Here is a 20,682-nt window from a genome sequence, read left to right as displayed (position 1 = left end):
CGCGTGTCGGATGAGGTCTGGGATAGGTTGGTGAATCTTGTGCAGCGAATGGTCAATGACTCAGGTGAGCCGGAGGGGTTTGACGCGAAAAGGTGGTTGTGTACGTGGTTGCAAGAAGAGGTCCCTTCACTTGGATGGAGGAAGCCCGTTGTCTGTCTCGATAGCCCCGATGGAGAGGAACTGGTGATCACGACACTGATGAGTATGCAGTCAGGTGCCTATCGTTAGTGACGAACGTTGTATCGGTCACGAGTTCGATATGGGTAATCGGAGTTGGGTTTCTTGACCCATGAGTTGGGAGGATTCGATGTCACGATCACCGCTTGCACTTCGTGTCGACCCGCATCCTGACGAATCGTTGTCGTCGATGCTCATGCGTTTGGTAGATGCAAACGGCCTGCGAAGTGTTGATGCATTGCTACGGGACGCCGGTTGTGTGGCCTTCGGTCCATTGGTCTCAGCCGAGATTGCAGAATTGTCGCGTGTTTGCCGCATTGGGCAATCGACCATGAGAATGATGTGTCCAATTGAAACCGGCGGACGGGCGCGTAGAACCGCGTTCGGGTACTCGATTGGTCATCATGTGATCGAGGCCAGGCATCTGCTTGTTCGGATGCGCGAACGCATTTGTCCGCTGTGTGTTGTAGACGATGGGATCATGCTCGCCGTACATCGGCTGACATGGATGACGGCATGTCCCGCGCATTCCGTTCAGTTGCTTGACGTTTGCCCACAGTGCCAAAAGCCGATTGTGGTGACGCGGCCGAACATGGCGCGATGCAGATGCGGTTTCGATTTTTCGCACATCGCGCCGGTGGCATGCAAACGAGAGGAGATTGAGACTGCACGTCATCTGGACCAGTGCTGGCATTTGTTGGCGGCGACGGGAGCTGGACTGTCGGCAGGACTGGCTGCGGTCGAGAAGCGAATGGATTGCCAGGGAGCTGTTCAAAAGAAATGCGGACATGGAGTGGTCGACCGGCGGCGAGTTCCGTTGCATCAGATACGAAGCGTATTGGGTTTTCTCTGATTCGAGCGGAGGTTGACCTAGTGGATGCGTGTCGATCACGCGTATGGGCATCGGACGCTTCGACGCGAACATCACGGTTCGCCAGAATGAGCCGTACCGGTCCCTTCATGGTGTAGAGAAAGAAATGCGCGTGTTCGAGGCATCGATGACAAATCGAATGGTGATAGACATGAATCTAGCTGACTTCCAAATCGGTCTTGAATTCGTCGAGGGGCCTTTCAGGTGGAAGTGTACGGACGTAGGCAGTCGGACGGTGGTCGCTATTCGACTCGTCGAGCGTGACCCGGTCTGGTATCAGGGGCCACCGTACATGGTGGATGAAGTAGTGCTCGGCGAAGAGAGATTGACCGACTGCCATCTCACCGAGGAGGCGCATATCGAAGCGGCGATTGTCGAGGCCAATACGCTTGGCCATCCGGGTTATCCCAACGAGGTCGTTCGCCGTATGATGGAAGCTCGGTACACCTCCTCAGACTATCCGCACAAGAAAATTTTTGAATTCGACCGCGTCCGTGCGGACGGCGAAATTGCGCACCCCTATGCGGCTCGCAAGGCTGCTGATGTGTGGATGGTTTGCTTCTATCTTCCCTTTGTCCAGGAATGGGACGAAATGCCGGAGTTACAGTTCGTTGCTTTGCCCATTGCCACACCCGTCGACGTCAGGTGTCGATCGGGACAAGAATAGGTGGCTGTGCAATTCAATCGTCAGTTCTGTTCACAGGGCGGGGCGTAGGTCACGTCGGTTTGGGAAATGCGGGTACGCAGGATGATCAAAATTCGTTTTGGTACCCACAGCCAAAATCTCCGTTCGCGGTAGGGTAGTAATCGGATGTAGTGGTTTACCCATCCCACAAAACTGACCGGAAAGAACAACATTTCGGCATTGCGAGTATTGCAATACTTCCTTATGTTTGGTCTGTCGAGGCAGAACGGTCATGGCAATGACGATGACTGGAGGCGACCGCCGTCGTGTCATGAAAATTCTTGATGAATTCAATATCAAGAAATTGGGGTGTGATCACTGTCTCCGAGCAAAAAGCATGTCGCCTCGTGGTAATCCGACGTGCGGCCGTAGATACTACCTGAGGCAATACCTAGTGACGGAATCAAGGAGGGCATCGCGTGGGACGTGTGATCTATTTGACCGGGGCACCAGCGACGGGGAAATCGTCAATCTGCCATGCTATCTTGCAGCGGAGTGCGGGGGTTCGTGTCTTCTCGTACAGCGACATGCTGAGAGAAACCCTCGCGGCCCGCATTGCGATGCCATATGACGCAGAGCAAATCCGCAGGGAATCAGCGGCCGCGGTGACGCGCGCCGATGTTGTGGCTACTGACGAGAGATTGGTAGACGAAGTGGAGGCTGCGCGGCGGTCCCATCACGTCATAATAGATAGTCACCCGGTGACCAAGGAAACCTACGGCTTTAGGGTAACTGCTTTCACTATTGAGCAGTTGCAGATGCTGATTCCTGACGCCATCGTCTGTACCTATACCCGACCGGAAGAGCTGGAACGTCGTATCAACTTGAATGCGGAAGGTCGCATGCTATCCTCAATTTATGATCTGGACATGCATGTCAAACTGCAGGCCTCGATCGCCGTGCAATACGGTCTAATGCTTGGACGGCCAAGCCATTTTCTCGATACTTCTCTCGCGCTTGACCTGGTTGTCGATAATTTTTTGACCGTTGCAAAGATTTAATAATGTTGACTCAAGAGCTTTTGTCCAGATATTGCGGTGCCAATTAAAACTAGGCAGACCACTTCATTGGGGGCAGTATGGCAGAGCGACGGGAGATTGATCTCAAGGCAGCAATCAATGCAATTTCTGATGTGGTTCAAAATCGCCCCAGGCCGCTAAGGGAAATGGACCAGATCTATATGAAAACCGGTGACATGGTTCTTCAAAGCGAGATGGTCGCAAAGTGGGCCGACGGCAAGAGGCTGGCCTTCATTGGGGATGGGGATGCGATCAGCGTGAGCGTCGCTTACTTGATGCATCGCAAGATATTGAATTACGGGCCGACGAGGATTCAGGTATTCGACTTCGACGAACGCATCTGCGGTGCCATCAAGCGCTTCGCCGACCGCGAGCGCATCGAGACGCTCGACTCGACCCTTTACAACGTGCTGGAGGCCTTCCCGGATGTCGGCCGCTTCGACTGCTTTTATACAAACCCGCCTTGGGGGGCCAGCAACGGCGGCGCCAGCGTTAATGTTTTCTCTCAACGCGGGATGGAAGCTGTAGGCAACAAGGGAGAAGGCATGATTGTGATCGCTGACGACCACGAACTGGATTGGCCGCAGTACGTTTTGGCGGAAGTCCAGAGGTTTGCACTGAGTTCCGGTTTTTACATCCAGCGTATGGCGTCCAAGGTTCATCTATACCATTTGGATGACAACCCCAATCTGCGATCGTGCAATTTGATGATCAAGTCGCTGCCGGGTACAGCCGGGGTGCGGACTTCAGACGCCATCACCGACCAGGACCGTTTGGTGAATTTCTATGGTGATGGGCGGCCTATCAAGATCAGGTATGTGCGTGAACGAAAGCGCGTCGATTATGGCATGGCTCACGACGACGAGTACCAATATGAGACTTTTGACCAAGGGGGGCAATAATGGCCCGCATCATCCAGCCCAATCGAGGCATCCTGTTTATGAAGGTCGGCGTCCACGCTCAAGAAACTCTTGAGGACATCATCGAGCGCAAGAGCAAGGAAATCAAAGACGCTGGCTTTGCCCTGTGGGGCTATGGCGGGAATACATGCCACCCGACCACGATGGTTCAACCTTTTGTTGCGGACCGTGAGGCGCGCGGTGAGAAGGTGGTTCTGTGCATGAATGAAATGGTGTCGCACCACTTTGCCGACCCAGTGCGAGCCAAGTACTATTCGACCGATGGTGACGATTGGCGCGAAGTGCCCAACGCTATCAACGTCCGCGGTTCCAGATATGCGCTTGCGATCAAGAATCTTCGCCGCGAGGAGCTGATACTGCCCTTGAACAAGTCCGCCGTGGCCATCGGCAACAGCAAAGGGATGTCGGGCCAGAAATACATCCAAGGCCGCGTCGATAAGGCCTGCCTGGAACTGGGTGAAGGCGTGGATATTCCCCCAGCGCCGGAAGAAGCCGGCTCATGCATACAGATCGACTTGGTGGCCGAGGTCTGCGAACCGTACGCCGTTTTCCTCAAGAACTAGGCGGGATACGCGATCAAAACCCGTGGCACTTCCGTCTGGATGTAGTTGATGTAGCTCATCAGGCCCTCCTGGCAGGACTCGAGGTTGGCGCCCTGGGAGTAGCAACCCAGCGCGATGTTCAGACTAGTGTCGACCGTGGGCAAGGCGCAGATGGAGGTTTGCACGGCCTCCAGGCCTGCGCCCGCGATCATCCATAAGACAAGCTGCTCCAAGCACGCCACCTTGCCATACGCATAGGCGCAGGCTTCGTGTTCCTTGAGTGCGGCGATCGCCTTGATCGCGCGCTTGTCGCCGGTCATCATCAAATCCACGCCGCGCGACACCATCAAAGCGCAGATTTGGCTTTCACCCAAATCTAGGTCTACGCCCATTCCCACCGCGGCGCTTTCCAATCTGGCGGCAAGTGCCAATTCCTCTGAGCTCGGCTCGATCGCCGCGATGGACGCAATGGCTTCTTGGAAGTGAGCCTTGGCTTCCGCCAACTGAGGCTCCTTCAGCTTTTTCTTGAACTTGCCAGAGACGACGAATTGGGCGGCCGCGATCATTCCAAATTCTTTGCTCCCGAGCGGTGCGGACGCGAGTAGTTGCTTTAACAACTTGTACGACGCGGTCTTGAGCAAAACGTCTGTATCGATCAGTGCCTTGCTCATCGGACTGCCCCCATGACTGCTTTCACGAAGTGTGCGTTCTCGTCGCTCAGGTTCTCCCATGCCATTTGCTGGGATGCGATGCCGTTGACCACTTCCCAAGCGGGCATGGCATTGGCATAGATATGCTTCATCGCATTTTGGGCGACAGCCCATTCGCCGGTGGCGTAGCCGTAGCACAACGCTAGCGTGCCTGGCTCAATTCGCATTTGGGGGCCGAGCGACAGTGCCTGGGCGGCGAGTTCGCGCGCATTGTAGCCTTGGCCTTGCTTGGAGACTTCGAAATCCGGGTCGCTAGTGAGCAGCTCCAGCGCGTAACGATCCGCCTCGATTTCTTCCGCGTCCTGCTCTTCCGATATCTCGTCATCTTCCATGTCAAGAAGCGCTGATCCTGCCGTGACATGGCCGCAAGCGATGTGGCCAATTTCGTGGGCCAGATAGAACGCAATCGAGGCTGGATACGACGAGTCCTTGGCTAGCAGGATTCCATAACGATCCTTGAAGCTGGCCACCATGGCGCTCATGTGCTTGGCGGCCAGGGGATAAACGCGCAGATGCAGAACGGGTACGCCGACACCCCACAGAGTGGCTAACAGTTCGACCAGTCCGACGTAGTCGTTTGCCTTCAAAATCGAATTGCGTAGCTCAGAGGCCGACACGCCTTGCAGAGAAGCGGCTTGTTCGACCGATTTGACGAGCATGCGAACTAGGGATTTGCCAAAGGCCGTGATGGCCGGCTTATCACGCTGGTCATCACCCTTGAAGCTCTTGTATTTCGCCGAGTCGTCCCAAACGAACTGAGGCGCCTGATCGTCCAGAACGGTCAGCGGGTCGAGCCCCAAATTGCGGGCCAAGGAAAAACGCAGCTCCGCTTGAGCCGACGGCGATGCGTCGGCGGCATCGCTCCACCACTCGGGCCAGGCGGCGCTAATCGCGGCATCGGTCAGCCCCGTGGACCTCGCCAGACGTAGCCGGAATTCACGTGCATTATTCGCCAAAATGCCTCCCCATGCTCGAGATGGCGAGCCAGTTCTAACCCTGGCCCCGTCGTTCTTCCACGGTATAAGACCGTGTACTTTCTATCAATTTCGCCAGCAGCGCAGCGTGCGGGCGACTGCCGTCCCACACTTCGTCGAGCAGTTTGTGCAAATCCACGATCTCGGGCTCCTGCGCATGTGCATTTTCAGAGAATTCGATTTCAAAAAATGCACACAGCCGAAATGCGTTTTTCCCTCTGCTGCCGACGCCTTCATTCAGAAAGCGGCGAGCAGCATAAAAATCCACGCCGCTAGCCCGCGACAGGGCTGTTGGCGTGCCTTTGTATTGAGCCAACGCCTCATTCAGTTTGGCTTTGGCTACGGTCCATTGGACTTGCGTCTTGTGCATATTTGTGTATAATATCACAAATATGCACATCCGAGATCCCAATGTTTGCCAATCTTGTTGAGTCGGCTACTACGGCCCATCACCACGTCGACGATGACGTCCCCGATATCTTTTGCTGGACCAAGATGGGTACCGAGGCCGGGCAAACACTCGATGCCATCATCCGGCGCAAGGAACTGGAGCGTATAGCTGGCAATGGGGTGTTCGCGTGGGGCATCGGCAATTCCTTGGGTACCAGTGTTGACTTGGCTCGTCAGATGTGTCCCGACGGTCGAGTGGACGTGCTCTTTACCCCAATGAAAAGCGCGCCTAAACAAGCAGACGTCTCACCCTCGCAGACTTTCCTTTGGCTGAACTCCATCGAAAGAGACGGCCGCATTGCGCCCTTACCGGAACACCTGCTTATCACCAGCCGCGGCGGCGAAGGTAAGAGGGTGCATTACGCGCTGCTGTGTCACAGCGACAGCAGCATCGAGGACGACGCGCTGGAGCACTATATTTATGCTGAAAGTGCGCGTAACCTGGCCAGCAGCAATCGCATCGGTCCCTCGCAAGTTACTTCCATGGTGCGGTATGGTTCTGACGCGGTCTCGCTCGACGGAGCGCCCTACAAGGTTGCCTTTCGTGCTGCGCTATATCAGCAGGGCTTCCTCAAATTGATCAATCCAGTACCCTTGGATGGCGCAATCGCTGCGCTTTACCGTCAGGCATGTGCGGCCACCACTGCGAGCGAATGGCTCGCATTAGCCACCGAGGTACGTCAGATGGCGCAAGAATTGGCTAGGCCGGCATTAGGGACGGACCTGTTTTCTTGATACTGTGATTTTATACAGTGTTCGCTCTTCTATCAAGATAACTGTACGGAGCCGGTGTGGCCGTACCGACTCCCTCAGGTTTCGCTTCAGTCCAGCATGCCGTTGAGCAGTTCGGGCGGCGGCGTGAAACTGGTGTAGGTGGTGACCGCGACGACCTTCGCATGTGCTTGTTGGCCGACGTCCCCACGGGAATCGCGACCGTGACTGGCGAGCCACCTCCAGTTGACATTGGCCAGCGTGAACGAGGAGACCCGCATCGCGAACTCGATCGAAGCGAAATGTCAGGAAGCGCTACTGAGCGATCCAACCGCTATCGCGGCGTTGGTCACCGCATCCTCGACCTCGAAGCCACATCCGCTGATGTTGGTCGCGACTGCTGAACTGCGCGTGGTTAAAATGCGCGCGGCGTGCGCAAGGCACGGGACTTCATTTACTGATGCCCCGGCCGAGACAGTTCGCCCCCTTTGGGCTGGCGACCTGAGACGTTTCTTGTAGCCCATTCGGCAAGTGAGTTCTCTTTTATCCTACCCTCTCCGAGTTTGCTGCCGTACTGCCACAACGTCCCGACTGCGAGCGCTTCGTACGCCCGTTGAACGATCCCGCACAGCAGGATCCGGCGGCCCCCGGTGACCCGGCGACGCCAGCTCGTGGCCATGCGGTTCTCCGAGTGTCAGCTCCTGCGCCTGGCCGTGCCTTCTACGAACGTCTGGTGGCCGCTGGCAAACTCAAGAAGGTGGCCTTGGTCGCCTGCGTGCGAAAACTCATCGCCCACCTCAATGCCATCGTCCGTACCCACCTAAATGCTCAAAATCTAGCCCTCTCAGCTTGACATTCAACACGGTTACTCAGGTCACCGCCGAGACGGGTCCTTTTTACATCGACGCTACAGCTATGTGGGCGGTCTTGAAATCGAAGTGCGAATGTCGCTGCTTGTGCTTGCGAAATTAATACAATTTTCATGGTGTCGCAAAAGACATGGTTTTTGTCCGAAAGAGATGGTTTTTCCCTCTTCCTTGCGTGAGCTAATGGGCAATTGTGTTCTGCGTTGTCGGGTAAACTATTATCGTTTCATCTGGCCGACGCGTTCTAGACTTGATCGCATGCTGCGTTACGAAGCGGCTGAAGTCATAGCGTCTGACGCTCGGCGGCATCGGCTCCGCCGGCACTTCCATGATTGCTTCACGCCATGACAGAGTGAAAAGGACAACTCACGTACGCCCCATTGGGTGTGGCGGGCGTGCAAACTAGGTTACGTTGAGGTCACAATCTGTCCGACGTGTAAGTCAGCTCGAACGTCATTGACACAAAGGCTGACCACGCGGAGCGCGCTGATAAGTTTCCGGATCAGTGGCCATTGCTGTTTGTGTTTTGGATGCCAATTCTTTGTTCTATTATTGACCAAATAATGGAATCGACGCGCGAGTCGGCATCCGAGAATTACAGAAAGTAAAAAATCACCTGTTTGCGCTTCTTATTAGCCGAACGCCAGGGGACCAGCCGTGTTCAATGACAAATGTCGTTGGGGCGCGACACGCATGATGCGACTGCCAATGTTAGTCGCAGGACTCATGCTGACGTTGCTAGCGGGCTTATCGTGCGCCGATACAGTTCCGGTGCCGCTGGTGCCGTCACTCTCCCGTCTTCCGGCCTGGGCCCAGATCCAAAAGCCTCCAGTCAAGCGTGCGCTGGTCGTCGGCATTGGCGACTACGAGTATGCAACGAAGCTTTCGACGCCTACGTTCGACGCCGCTATGGTGGCGACGGCACTGAAGAAGATTGACGCAAATATCGTCGTGACGCTTTTAGCTCAAAGCGAAACAACCCGAAGGAGCTTCCTGGCTGCGGTGCAGTCGTTCGCAAGCAGCATTCAGCCTGGAGACGTTGCGTTCGTTTTTTTCAGCGGGCATGGGCTGGAACGGTACGACGTCAACTATCTAGTGCCCATGGATGCCAAAATTGCGGCGTCTGGCCATGAGGGACTGACTTACGTCAGCTTGCCGTGGATCATTGAGCAGTTGCAAGACGCTCAGGCGGGGATTTCCGTTGTGATTCTCGACGCCTGCCGTGCAGACCCATTTGCGGGATCGCGGGACGACATACTCAGTTTGCCTGCAGTAGCTACGTCGGTAGCGGTGAGCGGCACGGATTCGGCCACGTCCGTCGTTGCGACGAAATTTTCTTCCACTAGTGCTTTGTCTGCAACTCCGTCCTCATCGGTGCAGCCGAGGGCGGGGCTGAGCAAAATGTCCGCCCCGCAAGGATTTCTCATTGCTTATGCGGCCGAACCTGGGAAACCTTCTTACAGTCTTTTCATGGGGGAGACGCCGGACAAGGGCAGCATTTTCACGCGACGATTCGTGGCGCTGGCGTCAAAGCTAAACAAGCCACTTGAAATGGTCCTAGGATCGGTGGGGGACGACGTATCGTCGCTGACCGATCAGTCGCAGAAGCCGTTTCTCAACGCATCCGCCGCAGGCGAGGTCCTCCTGATGGACAACATGAATTTGGAGGAGGATGAACGGGAAACTTGGATCCGGACCGTCATGGACTCTGAGCCAAGCGACCAACTTTCCGAATTGCGGCTCTTCTTAAGCATGTATCCCGCTGGTCCGTACTCGGCTGCCGCGCGAGACAGGATCAAGGCGCTTGAGGGAACTTCGTCGGCCCCTGCGACCGTTGTCACGAAAGCCTTGCCGGCAACGGCAATTGTTCTGTCCGGTTCGCTCAAGACCCCGTCGATCACGCAGCCGAACGTGAGTACGGCGATCGCGGAGCACGATGTTTTTCTTCGCGCCACGCCAGTGCCCTTGTCTTCCAAGATCCTCGGCGTCGTGAGAAAAGGAGAGGAAGTCCGAATCTTGCAAGGTGTTGCTCGCGAGGGCTGGTCGAAGGTCCTGCGGCAAGACGGCGTCGTCGGCTTTGTCGGAAGCATTTTGGTTCACGATACATCGCCAGCCTCGAGCATTCTGAGCGTCGAGGTTGAGGGCGATCAGCTGCCTGATCTCGTCAAGGGACCACAAGGGGATCACTGGGCCCAAGCCCTTGGGCAGACCTCTTCTGTCGTTCACGTTGATGTCAGGTTGTCTTCTGACCCAAACACGTTCAAAGCGCGTCAGCAGGCGTTCCTCCGCGCATTGCGCATTCGTGCTGCGCTAATTTCCCAAGGCGTTGACACTGGGCGCATCTCCATGACGTTGGGAGGCGGCCAGGCCGCGGCTAACACTGCAACGGTGTCGATTAGCCAAGGAGCGGTGAAATGAGAGTATGGATCGTTCGTTGGCTGACGGTGGCTGTCATGACCGGCGCAGCCGGTCTTTGCTATGCACAGGGAGACGCGGATATCGAGCTTCTGCAGGGGAATCTCGGATCGTTGCCGATGCGAAGCTCGATCACACACGATGTGAATGGCATATGGCTCATTGAGCCAAAAATTGTAGGGGGGAAGTTCGCGAATCCGGGCGCCGATCCGTGGCAGGTCGCGCTAATTCGTTCGACGAAGACAGGTGCGGACCGTAGACCATTTTGCGGCGGCAGCTTGATTGCTGACCGTTGGGTTGTGACGGCGGCGCATTGCGTGGACAACGGAACCTTGGCCTCTTATGTCGATGTACTTGGCGGTACTACCGATGTCGACAAAGGCGGCGTTCGGGTGTCAGTTGCCGAGATCATCACCCGTCCCGACTATGTTCCTGGCGAGATTCCCCGCCACGACATTGCGTTGCTCAGGTTGCAGGCCCCGATGGCGGGTCCGCAGATTCGATCTATCGACTTGCTTCAGCCAGCGGCCGAATCCTTGGCGTTGGTGGGTGATGCGGCTGCGCGCGTGACTGGATGGGGCGCGGTCGGCGAGGGAGGCTCGGCCGTCCGTGAACTGCGAACTGTCGATTTAATGATCTTCACGAATCAGGAATGCAACGACCCCGTTGCATACAACAACGCTGTCAAGGACGAAATGGTATGCGCCGGTTTCGCGGGAGTGCCGAGAGATTCCTGTCAGGGTGATAGCGGTGGGCCGCTGACGGTGTCGGTTCAAGGGGGGCAGCGTCTTGCGGGCATCGTTAGTTGGGGTGAAGGCTGTGCTCGACCGAATCGCTACGGTGTGTATACGCGTGTGGCCCGATATGTCGACTGGATCGAGAATTGCCAACGAAAGAAACCCACTTGCCGAACATTGCCGGCGGCAAATGCCGACGATGGAAACGCGAATGCTTTTTCTGCTAGTTCTCTTACAAACCGGAGTGCGACTCATGAAGCATCTCAATAGACTTTTGACGTTCGCGGTACTTCTGTCGGGATCGACGAATATCTTGGCCGTGGCTGACACAGATGCAACAGCTATGGGCAGCTTGCCCGGCATGCAACTCGCGCTCGGCCCCTGTCTCGTTGCCAAACCACCGACACCATCCACGCAGGGCGGTAAGGAAAAGCTTATCGCGGACGCGATTGCGGGGACGGTAATCACCGCTGGTGTAAATTATCTCGGAAAGGCGCTGACTGCTGCTGGTGCCTCTAAGACGTGGACCATCACGAGTTCACGTAACCTACAAACAACATCCGATGCGTTCCCGAATTGTGTGCTGGTTGTGCGAGGGACGTTCGTCACTGTGGGAACATCGAAGGTCGATTGGACTGCGCCTGTCGGCTGGCCGTCCACGTTGCCTTCTGAACTCGGCAACAGGGGGGTCTGGCTTTCCGGTGCGCCCGACTTTATTTTCGAGGGTGAGTTCATTACTTCCGTCGATAAGACCGCAATGACGATCAGACCTATCATCGCGTCATACACCAGACCGATTGGAACGCGCACGTTTCGATGGGGCGACGAAAGAAACGTTGCGCTATTTTTTGCCATCACTCCTCCTGGGACGAAACCGACGCTGGACAATGCGCCGGCGGCGACCGTCATCCTCGGAGAACTGACTCCCTCGCGGCAATATCGATATGAGAGCAGCACGACATACTCGAGCCCCTACGAGTCTCCCTGGTTCTCCATATCGAAAGCAGACGTGGTGAGGCCATTGACGGTAACGGCGATGGTCAGTGAAACTCAAGGGGAGAATGAGTTTCTCAGCTTTCTGGGGACCACATTCAGCGACTCGAGAGTGACTGCTGCCGAAACTACACAACTATCGCAGATACTCATTCCGTCCGTGGGACGGCAGGCTGCCGCGGACAATGCGGCGAAGTCGGTGACTGCGGCGAACGACGCGGACTCCAAGTTCGGACTCGCCATTTCGAAGCTCAATGCGTGCAAGGTTGCGGGCGATGCGGCCAACGTTGCCACGGCTGGCGCCGATGCTCGTTCAGCGTTACGCAATTTTATGATCGCTGACAGTCTTTCGCCGACCCCTTCAGGCCTGGTGACACAGTCAATGGTCGACCAGATCGACCTCACGCAACAGAGCAATGCCATCAAGGTCGCATGTACGAAAGTGCTTAGCTCTATTACTAGATCTTGATTAGCGTTCAAGTCGGGCAAGGACGAAATGTGAGTTCACGGCTGAAATCTTGACCAATTGTGAGCTCACGTGGCCCCTTGATAGCCAATCTGCTGCTAGTGAATCTCATTGGATCGAATGTCCTGGATTCGAAATTGCCGCAGGCGTCCGACAACACACCGTACGAGGAGTGCAGCAAAGGGGAGCTGGACGCATGTGAGGCCATCCCTACCGCATTGCTTTACCGGACGAAGTGCATTGCCTGAATGGTGGTTCGTGGGAGCGCCCAACGTCTCTCCGCGAAGACCGGCAGACGGCACGGCTTCGCCATCGCGAACGACCCGTCGTGATGCCCGAGGACGGCAGGTGAGCATCATGCGAATACGGCAGCGGCCCGACGAGGACTCATATCCGCTTGCGGCGCTCGTTACGAGCGAGGAATCGTCGGAGTATCTGTGCACCAAGCACCTGGAGGAGTGAGTGCTTGACCATGAAGGTTGCATGAATCTAACGGCATCGTGACAGAAGCACATGATCAGATCCTTCTCTATCTGAAAGCGGTCTAAGACGTTTTGCGCGGGCGCAGACTGCGGGCGCGGGAAGGCGGCACCTGTCCTTAAAGTGTCCTTTGGACACTGGCGGTTTGGCAGTCTTGTAACCGAAGGCATCCTCTGTCCCGGACTTGTACGGTTGATGATCGTGTTACATCATGTGCCGCGCGATGAACCGCAACTTCATCAGCGTGATCTCGGGCGGCTTCGGCAGCGGCGAGGGCTCACAGGCGGCCTGCCAAGATGCGCACGATCGTGATGAAGCGCAGCATGGCGTCCGGCTATGTAGGTGTCGACAATCCGCTGTTCTACAAGGACACAACCGCATGTTTGTTCGGCAAGATCCGTGTACCATTGCCAGCTCCACAACAGCTTGAGTCACAAGCGGATGCGTCATCGCCACGGGGTGCCGCCACCCGCGCGTGACAGCGGCCCGCCATGACGAAAACCGGGGAAGTACTCGACTGGCGCAACCGCGCTCAATGGCTTGACGCCGCATCGAAATACGCCAGACATCTACTGACACCTGCTATTCGACGCACGCTTGCCAGAACGCGCCCATCATGCTGGTCGGATGACATGTCGTGGTTGCCAGACTGGGAAGATGTGTTTCCCGAATTCGTCCACAGTCTCTCGGAGCATTACGCCCATTTGAAGGCATTCCATGGCTGCCGGCCGCTCTCGTTGTCGAGCTACTACGCGCATGGACTTCGGGGGCAGGACGCCGACCAGTTGGTTCTTCAGTTCCAGGCGATGTTTCCCGAGGTGCCGGCACCAGATCTGAACGCCGCGATCGGCTCCTTGGGCGACCGAAGTACCCGCGAGCGCGGCGCCATCTGGCTGGTCGGTGACGACCGCGAGATGATCGACCAGTACGGCCACTACATCATTCAGGGCAGCGAATTCCTGATGGCGCTGGCCGCGCATCTGGGCGTTTCCCCGCGTGGCGAGGATTACAGGTTTCTGCTGCGCGAACGCGGTATTCCGACCGTCCTTGAAGTCGATATTCCGATTGAGATCGTCCAGTGGCGGGATATCGAGGAGGTTGCGAAGATGGTGCTATCGGTGTGGGGGCAGGAGGTCACGAAGCGGCGGGTCGGAAGCGGTCCGTCGCCCTGTTATGTCATTCGCCGCACCATCGATGCACAGTACATCAGGAACCACACGCATCCGGACAAGATCCCTGATCCGCACCGGGGCTATATCCATTATCGTAACCAGCAGCGAACGTGCGATTTGTGCGCGGCCGACACTGGGACTGAGGATGCTGGCGCAGCACGCACCGGGACGTAACGACGACGCTTACTGAGCAGCACGGGGAGGCATCCCCGCGCGAATCGTGAACGCTTGCTGACCACCTTGACGATGCAACGGACCCTTTCACGAGCCGAAAAGACAACAACCTTGTTGATTCGTCTGCGGCACTCATTTATATTGCCGTGGGGGTATGCGCTGGGCTCCGGCTCAGGACCCCATTGGGGTGAATCTATTAAATCGCAGCATGCGGGCTTCGGCCAGTCCCGTCGGGGAGTTAATCCTTTCTGAACTATTCGCATACCCTCACTAAACTGATAATGACATCCGGCGCCACCCTGAATTTCCCTTCTGCGTTCCAGGAGTCCCGCGAAGCACTCACCAACCGTATCTGGTTCACGAGAAAAGCAAGAATCCAAGCCGAAAAGCGCCTGCTGCAAAACGATTTTCACTCGCAGCTGATGCTCCAGCTTTTTACGGCCTATATCCTTGTGCTGTCGATCTACATGCTCAAGTTTCATGCGGGCGGCATCTCTGACGACGCAGCCAATGTAACGCTGCTGGTGGTGTCCGTGCTGTTGTTCGGCCTGACGCCCGCGGTCAACTCCCGGAATTTCAAAGGTCGGGCGGAGGCATTCAAGATTATGTATGTGAAGCTGCATCTGCTTCTCGACAATCTGGCGAATCTGGACTGGGCGAATTCGGTAGAGGAGGCCCAACACGCTTACGCCGAGGTTCAGCAGGAATACGCGCGCATCATGGCTGACGGTGAAAACCACTCCGAGATCGACGACGCGGTCGCACGGTGGGGCATCCCCCAAAGCAGTCGCCCTCTTTCAGTACGGGAGACGGTAAGCGTTTTTTTCTATTTCGGCCGTCGTTGGGCCGTCTGGATCGGTGGCTATGTCATCCCTCCCGTTTTCTTTGTTCTCTATTACCTGTACCGGAAATGAGTACGCTAGCCGGTTCGACGTACCGGGAGATTTTCGCTAGCGCAAATCTGCGCAGGATCTACGACGAGCACATCGCGAAATCGGGCGCAATCGGCATCGATCGGATCAACCGCCCGACATTCGAGAAAGTGCTGAGGAGTGAGATTGCGCTGATCCGCAGGAAGTCGGCCAACTCTACCTATCGCTTCTCCCAGTACCGGGAAAAACTAGTCTCCAAGGGCTCGGGGCGGCCGCCGCGGGTCATTTCAATCGCAACGTTTCGCGACCGGATCACGCTGCGCGCCCTGTGCGATTTCCTGCGCGCACGCTTCCAGGACCAGCTTAACCTGCAGATTCCTCAGGTCGTGATTCATCGACTCAAGGAAGAAATTGCCACAGGCAAATACAGCTCGTTCATCAAGCTCGATGTGCGCGACTTCTATCCATCGATCCCTCATGCGATCCTTCGGGCGCAGGTCACGACCAGACTGAAAAGCCACAAGGCGGTGGCGCTGCTCGAGCGCGCGATCCAAACACCAACGGTATCCGTCGCCGACAAGTCAAAGGCAGCGGTTGCCGTGGGTGTCCCCCAGGGCTTGGCCATTTCGAACCTGCTGGCGGAAATCTTCCTGCATCCGTTCGATACCGCCGTGGCGTCGAAAGCAAACGTAGCGTATTTCCGTTATGTCGATGACGTGTTTCTCCTGACGTCAGAACCTCCCGCGCCACTTTTCGAGGAGCTGCGAAGCACGCTGGAAAGCGATTTCCGATTGTCGGTTCATCCGGTAGGAACTGACGGGTCCAAATCGACTTTCGGTCTTGTAACGAATGAGTTTACTTTCCTCGGCTACCTTTTTCGAGACGGCAAGGCGCGTGTCAAGGAGCAATCCGTCCAGCGACTGGAGCGATCGCTCGCGGACATCTTCACGAGATACAAGTATCGCTGCGAGGAGATCCGGCGCAAACATCACTCAAAGGCGGAGCGTCGCAAGCTGCTGGATTTTGCGAAAAACTCCCTGCTGTGGCGAATCAATCTGCGCATTACCGGTTGCATTTTCGAGAAGACCCGCAAGGGCTGGGTCTTCTATTTCTCGCAGATTGACGAGTCCAGCCTGGAGCAGTTACGCAAGCTCGATCACACGGTTGTGAACATGCTAAATCGCTTTAGAATCAGGCCACGGACGCCGGTGCGCTCCTTCGTGCGCGCGTATTTCGAATGCCATCGCAAGAATCCGACGGCCACGGGATACATACCGAATTTCGATACCGCGTCTGTCGCGGAAATGCGCCGCATACTGGAGCGCTACTTTGGTTACAGTGTCCCGGGGATGTCTGATGCAGCCGTGAAGGCGAATTTCGCCTTTCGGATCCGGCGCGCCACGAAAGAACTCGAACTGGATATTCAGGATATCTCGTGACACGAGCCGGGGCGTTTTTGTCGCGATGCCCGGGTCCTATTCCCCTCCAATGGCAGGGCAGATCGACGAACTATCGGAACGACCGACTCAAGAGACCATCGCAGAACCAGAAAAAAGGTTCATCACAGATTTCCGGGGAGGGGCTCTGTTCGGCCCGGGGCAGGCAGTCGTAGTTGCTTGGAATGGCGGTTCAGAGCGTGGCCAGGACGTAGACCAATCCGCAAAACCGATGTCGTGCTCGCTACCATTAGTGCTTTCGTCACGACCGGTGGCCGAGATCGTTTTCGGAAGGTCACGCTTCCCCGTAAGCGTGTCCCCAACACCGTCTCGACGATGTGAAAGGAAGTTGCCAGAGTAGTCCCCACCAAAGTAGTGGGAACCAAAGTGGCAACAGATACGCCGAAGAGAACTTCACGCAAAGGCATCCCGAATCACCCGATCGAATTTCGACGGCATCTGGCCAAGCTGGCGTGCGAGCCGGACGTATCGGTGGCGCGTCTGGCGATGGAGCATGGGGTGAATCCGAACTTGGTGTTCAAATGGCGTCGAGCGTTGCGTGGCGGCGAATACGGTCCGGTGGATTTGCTGCCCGTGACCGTGGAGGCACCGGCGCAAGAGATCGAGCAACCGGCCCCGGCGCCGGTCGCCAGTGCCGCTCCGGCGGGCGCCATCGAGATCAGCGTAGGCAACACCCGAGTGCGCATCGAAGGCTCGCCACATGAAGCCACGCTGTTGTTGGAGCTCAGTATGTTGCGCGGCACGTCGGGACCGACAGCATGATCGGACTACCCAGCCACACGAAGATCTGGCTGGCCGCGGGCGTGACCGACATGCGCTCGGGCTTCAATAGCTTGGCAGCCAAGGTCCAGACCGTGCTGGAGCGAGACCCGTTCAGCGGCCACGTGTTCGTGTTCCGCGGCAAGCGATCGATTCAGCGTAACTGCTGTATGCTCGCACAAGAGAATCGTGCGAGGGGGCGGTCACATGGTAATCCCCCCGCTTTTAACGCGAGTCAGAAGTAGAGACTATGCCGCGGCCATGAGCCGCTGTTTCGGCGTCACGCCGCCAAGGCCCATGTTAGGGCGCTCGTGATTGTATTGCCACATCCACTCGGTTGCGAAGTGCTGCACGTGCGCGAGGTCGTCCCAGTAGTACTGCGATAGCCATTCATAGCGTACTGTCCGGTTGAATCGCTCCACGTAGGCGTTCTGCTGCGGCTTGCCAGGCTGGATGTAGTTCAATGAAATGCCCTGTCTGGTGGCCCACTGCGTGATCGCATCGCTCAAATACTCTGGACCGTTGTCGCAGCGTAACGCCATCGGTTTTCCCCGCCAGCCGATGATCTGCTCCAGTGACCGAATGACGCGCGCCGAGGGCAACGAGAAGTCGATCTCGATTCCCAATGCTTCTCGGTTGAAGTCGTCGATCACGTTGAACAGCCGGATACTGCGGCCGTCCTTCAACTGATCGTGCATGAAATCCATCGACCATACCGCATTCACCGACGCCGGCACGATCAGCGGCTCCGGCGCCTGCCGTACGAGCCGCTTGCGCGGCTTGATGCGCAGGTTCAACTCCAGTTCTCGATAAATCCGGTACACGCGCTTGTGGTTCCAGCCGAAGCCCTTCACGTTGCGCAGATACAGGAAACACAGCCCGAAGCCCCAGTTGCGATGATTGTCGGTCAGCCGTAGCAGCCAATCGGCAATCTGTTCGTTCTCCGCATTGCGCTGCCGCTCATAGCGGTAGCACGTTTGGCTTATGCCAAATGCCTCGCACGCAAGCCGGATCGACACACCCCGGCTCGCTACTGCTTCTCTGGCCATCTCGCGGCGGGTAGATGGCCTCAGTCTTTTTTTGCTAGCGCCTCCGCGACGATCTCCGCCTTGATCTTCTCTTCGACATACATCTTGCGCAGTCGCGCGTTCTCCGCTTCCAGCTCCTTCATCTTGGCCATCAGCGACACGTCCATCCCGCCGTACTTGCTGCGCCAGTTGTAGAAGGTCGCCGTGCTAACGCCCAACTCCCGACAAATCTCCGGCACCGCCACCCCAGCTTCCGCGCGCTTGAGCGCTTCCATGATCTGGCTATCCGTGAACTTCGACTTCTTCATCGCGTAGAACTCCCTTTGCTGGAAATTCTACTTCTGATCCCGCCTACTGAACGGGGGTATTACCACATCACTTGATCTAGCGCTGTTGCCCGCCACGGTCGATGGTCTTCTCGTTACGCTGGTTGTAGCCTTTCTGTTTCACCAACGCTACTTCCCGATAGCGCTCGTGAATCTTTTCCCGCAAAACTTCAACTCGCGAGTCGTCAGAGAGTGCGATCACGTACAAATACTGCGGAAGATGATCAGGGTGCCCGTCGCTCAGCGTCACCAGTGCGTCCTCTGCGGCTTCAAACGATACTCCGAGTGCGGATTGAGGCTGGCAGAGGCCGAATGTCACAAAGCTAGCCCAGTCGTAGCCAAGTTCGCGAATCCCGATCGACAAAGATGCGGCGTCAGGGCTCTTTCCCATACTACGGATATGGTCCCTCAGTTCAAGGGCGGAACAAACTGTCGGTGCCGGAGAATGTATTGGCCCTTCTGAGCAGTGATAGAACAAATAGAATCCCTTCGAGGGTTGGGATGCGAGCCGTGGCAATTGACCTGTTTCACTTCCTATGTTGGCACGTCCGTTGGTGGCGTACTTGGCTTGAAGAAGCGCAACCTTTCGACATTGAAGCGGGCCGATATCGATATCGATAACCACGCCGATGTCGGCGCCGAGGGCGGTTTCACTGCGCGTACTGGCGATTTCCCACGTTCCGATATAGGAACGGGCAGAGGGATAGCCAAATTTGGCAAGTCGCTTCGCACCAAAATCGGCGAGATAGCGTTCAATTTGCGCGGAGAATTTTCCGGTGAATATGTCCTCGTGAGGACGCGACTCTGAGAGCGCGCGCGTGGCCCATTGGCTGCATTGAAACATTGACCAGTAGATAGCCCACAGTGCATCTGTAGTGAAATTCCGCGGGTCGGTAACGAGCGACGAGAGGTGTTGCCATTGATCTGCTGTGTGGTCGTCGCTGCGCAGGGTTTGGGCTGCAGAGTTGCGAAGGGACGTGCGTGCCAAATTAATTGACTTCTGGACGATGTCTCCGTATGCGCCGGTAGCGGACATGCCCAGGTAGGTTTCGTACGCTACGCTCCTTAGTGTGACCGCTTCGTCGCGCCACGCTTCGTAGATAGTGTCAGATGGTTTGACCTGGAACCGGAGCAGAGGGAGCTCCGATTTCCCATGACTGATTTTGCCCTCGCGAATCAACTTCACGATCAGCCGGAAGCGAGTCTCAAAGTCTTTTGAGATCCATCCGGAGCCTGTGGCCGCGTCTATGGCTGCAGTCGCTTCCGTATGAAATTTTTCGACGAGTTTGGCCAAGTTTTCGTAAGCATCACGGGCTTTACGACAACCATCAAGCCGTGCGAGTGCATTTCTTACTTGATCGTTATGTCGCGTGATTGCTTCGTCTCGGGCATGGCGTGTTTGGGACGCTTCAAAGGCTTCATCAGCCAGCTGGAGGTCTTTGCGAGCACGGTTTGCGGTTTTGAGTGCTTTGGCCAGAAGCAAGGGAGTTCGAAGGCCGTACCAGCTGCCTTCACGTCGAACGTCATTCAAGTTCCGTTGGCTCCATTGAAGCGCAGCGAGCTGAGTCTTAAGCGCCTCTTGGCGCATTGAGCTGTGGTCCACGAGCTTCAATTTTTCGATAGCTGTAATTTCTTGGGCCATCTGACGATACTGCGACGAAAGTTGTTGCTTTAGGGTCTGCAGGATATTGGTGAGTTGTCGTGCTTGTTCGGCAAGTTCATCCTGATGATCGCCTCTGATTGTCGACATTGGATTGTCCACGGAAGGTAGGGGAATTGCTATACGGTACGTGTGTTGCGAGATCTTGAACGAATGGGCTGCCGGCCAGTGTCGCGAAGCCTGATACATGCGGCACCCCCAATGGCCCGAGCCGACAG

At 56.4% G+C, this 20,682-nt stretch carries 20 protein-coding genes and 2 pseudogenes; 16 read left to right on the top strand and 6 right to left on the bottom strand.

All coding sequences use genetic code 11. The features are described from left to right. The first annotated feature begins 307 nt into the window (after positions 1-307). The 5 genes from MYA_RS29950 to MYA_RS16355 all read left to right on the top strand — a co-directional run bounded on the left by MYA_RS29950 (position 308) and on the right by MYA_RS16355 (position 4,235). Positions 308-1,030 carry a TniQ family protein gene (locus tag MYA_RS29950; RefSeq protein WP_158333098.1) on the top strand — a complete coding sequence of 241 codons (723 nt, stop codon included), beginning with the start codon at positions 308-310 and terminating at the stop codon, positions 1,028-1,030. 43 nt (positions 1,031-1,073) lie between these two features. Then, positions 1,074-1,715 carry a hypothetical protein gene (locus MYA_RS16370; protein WP_238539600.1) on the top strand — a complete coding sequence of 214 codons (642 nt, stop codon included), beginning with the start codon at positions 1,074-1,076 and terminating at the stop codon, positions 1,713-1,715. Positions 1,716-2,152: 437 nt separating this feature from the next. Beyond that, entirely contained in the window at positions 2,153-2,734 is a 582-nt protein-coding gene (locus MYA_RS16365; protein ID WP_083854901.1) for an ATP-binding protein, read from the top strand. 77 nt (positions 2,735-2,811) lie between these two features. After that, complete coding sequence (locus tag MYA_RS16360; protein WP_041494028.1) at positions 2,812-3,654, top strand: bis-aminopropyl spermidine synthase family protein; 843 nt, start codon at positions 2,812-2,814, stop codon at positions 3,652-3,654. Then, positions 3,654-4,235 carry a hypothetical protein gene (locus MYA_RS16355; protein WP_041494027.1) on the top strand — a complete coding sequence of 194 codons (582 nt, stop codon included), beginning with the start codon at positions 3,654-3,656 and terminating at the stop codon, positions 4,233-4,235. Before MYA_RS16360 ends, MYA_RS16355 begins: the two co-directional genes overlap by 1 nt. Here MYA_RS16355 and MYA_RS16350 read toward each other — a convergent pair. From MYA_RS16350 to MYA_RS31235, 3 genes are read right to left on the bottom strand one after another with little or no spacing between them, the layout of a single operon-like run. After that, positions 4,232-4,885: a hypothetical protein gene (locus MYA_RS16350; protein WP_041494026.1), complete on the bottom strand. Its 654-nt coding sequence runs from the start codon at positions 4,883-4,885 to the stop codon at positions 4,232-4,234. The genes MYA_RS16355 and MYA_RS16350 overlap by 4 nt on opposite strands. Next, positions 4,882-5,880 carry an ImmA/IrrE family metallo-endopeptidase gene (locus MYA_RS16345; protein WP_148278578.1) on the bottom strand — a complete coding sequence of 333 codons (999 nt, stop codon included), beginning with the start codon at positions 5,878-5,880 and terminating at the stop codon, positions 4,882-4,884. Before MYA_RS16345 ends, MYA_RS16350 begins: the two co-directional genes overlap by 4 nt. A gap of 34 nt (positions 5,881-5,914) precedes the next feature. Beyond that, the gene (locus MYA_RS31235) at positions 5,915-6,268 is read right to left on the bottom strand and encodes a hypothetical protein (RefSeq protein ID WP_148278577.1); all 354 of its coding nucleotides are present in this window, start codon (positions 6,266-6,268) and stop codon (positions 5,915-5,917) included. Between the two features lie 41 nt (positions 6,269-6,309). Between MYA_RS31235 and MYA_RS16340 the strand changes: the two genes are divergently transcribed. Further along, positions 6,310-7,083, top strand: coding sequence for a hypothetical protein (locus tag MYA_RS16340; protein ID WP_050991230.1), 774 nt, complete (start codon positions 6,310-6,312; stop codon positions 7,081-7,083). A gap of 86 nt (positions 7,084-7,169) precedes the next feature. Here MYA_RS16340 and MYA_RS31725 read toward each other — a convergent pair whose 3' ends face one another. After that, positions 7,170-7,340 (bottom strand): hypothetical protein, encoded by a 171-nt coding sequence (locus tag MYA_RS31725; protein WP_014724208.1) that lies wholly within the window; start codon positions 7,338-7,340, stop codon positions 7,170-7,172. Between the two features lie 431 nt (positions 7,341-7,771). On the opposite strand from MYA_RS31725, the pseudogene MYA_RS31230 reads away from it, so the two are divergent. The 10 genes and pseudogenes from MYA_RS31230 to tnpB form a co-directional block, all read left to right on the top strand. After that, positions 7,772-7,912, top strand: a pseudogene (locus MYA_RS31230) (IS110-like element ISCARN26 family transposase); the annotation flags it as partial. Between the two features lie 739 nt (positions 7,913-8,651). After that, positions 8,652-10,343 carry a caspase family protein gene (locus MYA_RS16335; RefSeq protein WP_158333097.1) on the top strand — a complete coding sequence of 564 codons (1,692 nt, stop codon included), beginning with the start codon at positions 8,652-8,654 and terminating at the stop codon, positions 10,341-10,343. Next, positions 10,340-11,347, top strand: a complete 1,008-nt coding sequence (locus MYA_RS29940) for a serine protease (protein WP_083854899.1) — start codon at positions 10,340-10,342, stop codon at positions 11,345-11,347. The genes MYA_RS16335 and MYA_RS29940 overlap by 4 nt, the downstream gene beginning before the upstream one ends. Beyond that, the gene (locus MYA_RS31225; protein ID WP_148278575.1) at positions 11,331-12,539 is read left to right on the top strand and encodes a hypothetical protein; all 1,209 of its coding nucleotides are present in this window, start codon (positions 11,331-11,333) and stop codon (positions 12,537-12,539) included. Before MYA_RS29940 ends, MYA_RS31225 begins: the two co-directional genes overlap by 17 nt. Before the next feature lie 779 nt (positions 12,540-13,318). Continuing rightward, positions 13,319-13,495: pseudogene (locus MYA_RS32170) on the top strand (NAD(P)(+) transhydrogenase (Re/Si-specific) subunit beta); the annotation flags it as partial. Positions 13,496-13,507: 12 nt separating this feature from the next. Continuing rightward, on the top strand, positions 13,508-14,362 hold the full coding sequence (locus tag MYA_RS16325; RefSeq protein WP_238539598.1) for a hypothetical protein: 855 nt from the start codon (positions 13,508-13,510) through the stop codon (positions 14,360-14,362). 281 nt (positions 14,363-14,643) lie between these two features. Further along, positions 14,644-15,276, top strand: coding sequence for an SLATT domain-containing protein (locus tag MYA_RS16320; RefSeq protein ID WP_014724203.1), 633 nt, complete (start codon positions 14,644-14,646; stop codon positions 15,274-15,276). Continuing rightward, complete coding sequence (locus tag MYA_RS16315) at positions 15,273-16,673, top strand: RNA-directed DNA polymerase (protein ID WP_014724202.1); 1,401 nt, start codon at positions 15,273-15,275, stop codon at positions 16,671-16,673. Before MYA_RS16320 ends, MYA_RS16315 begins: the two co-directional genes overlap by 4 nt. Positions 16,674-17,045: 372 nt before the next feature. Continuing rightward, positions 17,046-17,453, top strand: a complete 408-nt coding sequence (tnpA, locus tag MYA_RS29930) for an IS66-like element accessory protein TnpA (protein ID WP_083854897.1) — start codon at positions 17,046-17,048, stop codon at positions 17,451-17,453. Then, positions 17,450-17,695, top strand: coding sequence for an IS66 family insertion sequence element accessory protein TnpB (gene tnpB / locus MYA_RS32610; protein WP_083854896.1), 246 nt, complete (start codon positions 17,450-17,452; stop codon positions 17,693-17,695). Before tnpA ends, tnpB begins: the two co-directional genes overlap by 4 nt. 3 nt (positions 17,696-17,698) lie before the next feature. Here the strand turns inward: tnpB and MYA_RS16305 are convergent. Next, positions 17,699-18,786, bottom strand: a protein-coding gene (locus tag MYA_RS16305; protein WP_085954460.1) for an IS3 family transposase whose coding sequence is annotated in 2 segments (ribosomal slippage) — positions 17,699-18,525 and positions 18,525-18,786 — 1,089 coding nt in all. Because the reading frame shifts where the segments join, the coding sequence is not laid out codon by codon here. A gap of 76 nt (positions 18,787-18,862) precedes the next feature. Beyond that, positions 18,863-20,554 carry a hypothetical protein gene (locus tag MYA_RS31210; protein ID WP_148278573.1) on the bottom strand — a complete coding sequence of 564 codons (1,692 nt, stop codon included), beginning with the start codon at positions 20,552-20,554 and terminating at the stop codon, positions 18,863-18,865. Between the last annotated feature and the right edge of the window lie 128 nt (positions 20,555-20,682).

The sequence above is a fragment of the Burkholderia sp. KJ006 genome, from assembly GCF_000262695.1.
GTDB classification, from domain to species: domain Bacteria; phylum Pseudomonadota; class Gammaproteobacteria; order Burkholderiales; family Burkholderiaceae; genus Burkholderia; species Burkholderia vietnamiensis.
Note: the sequence above shows the minus strand (reverse complement) of the source record. Positions and strands in the feature narration are given on the sequence as shown.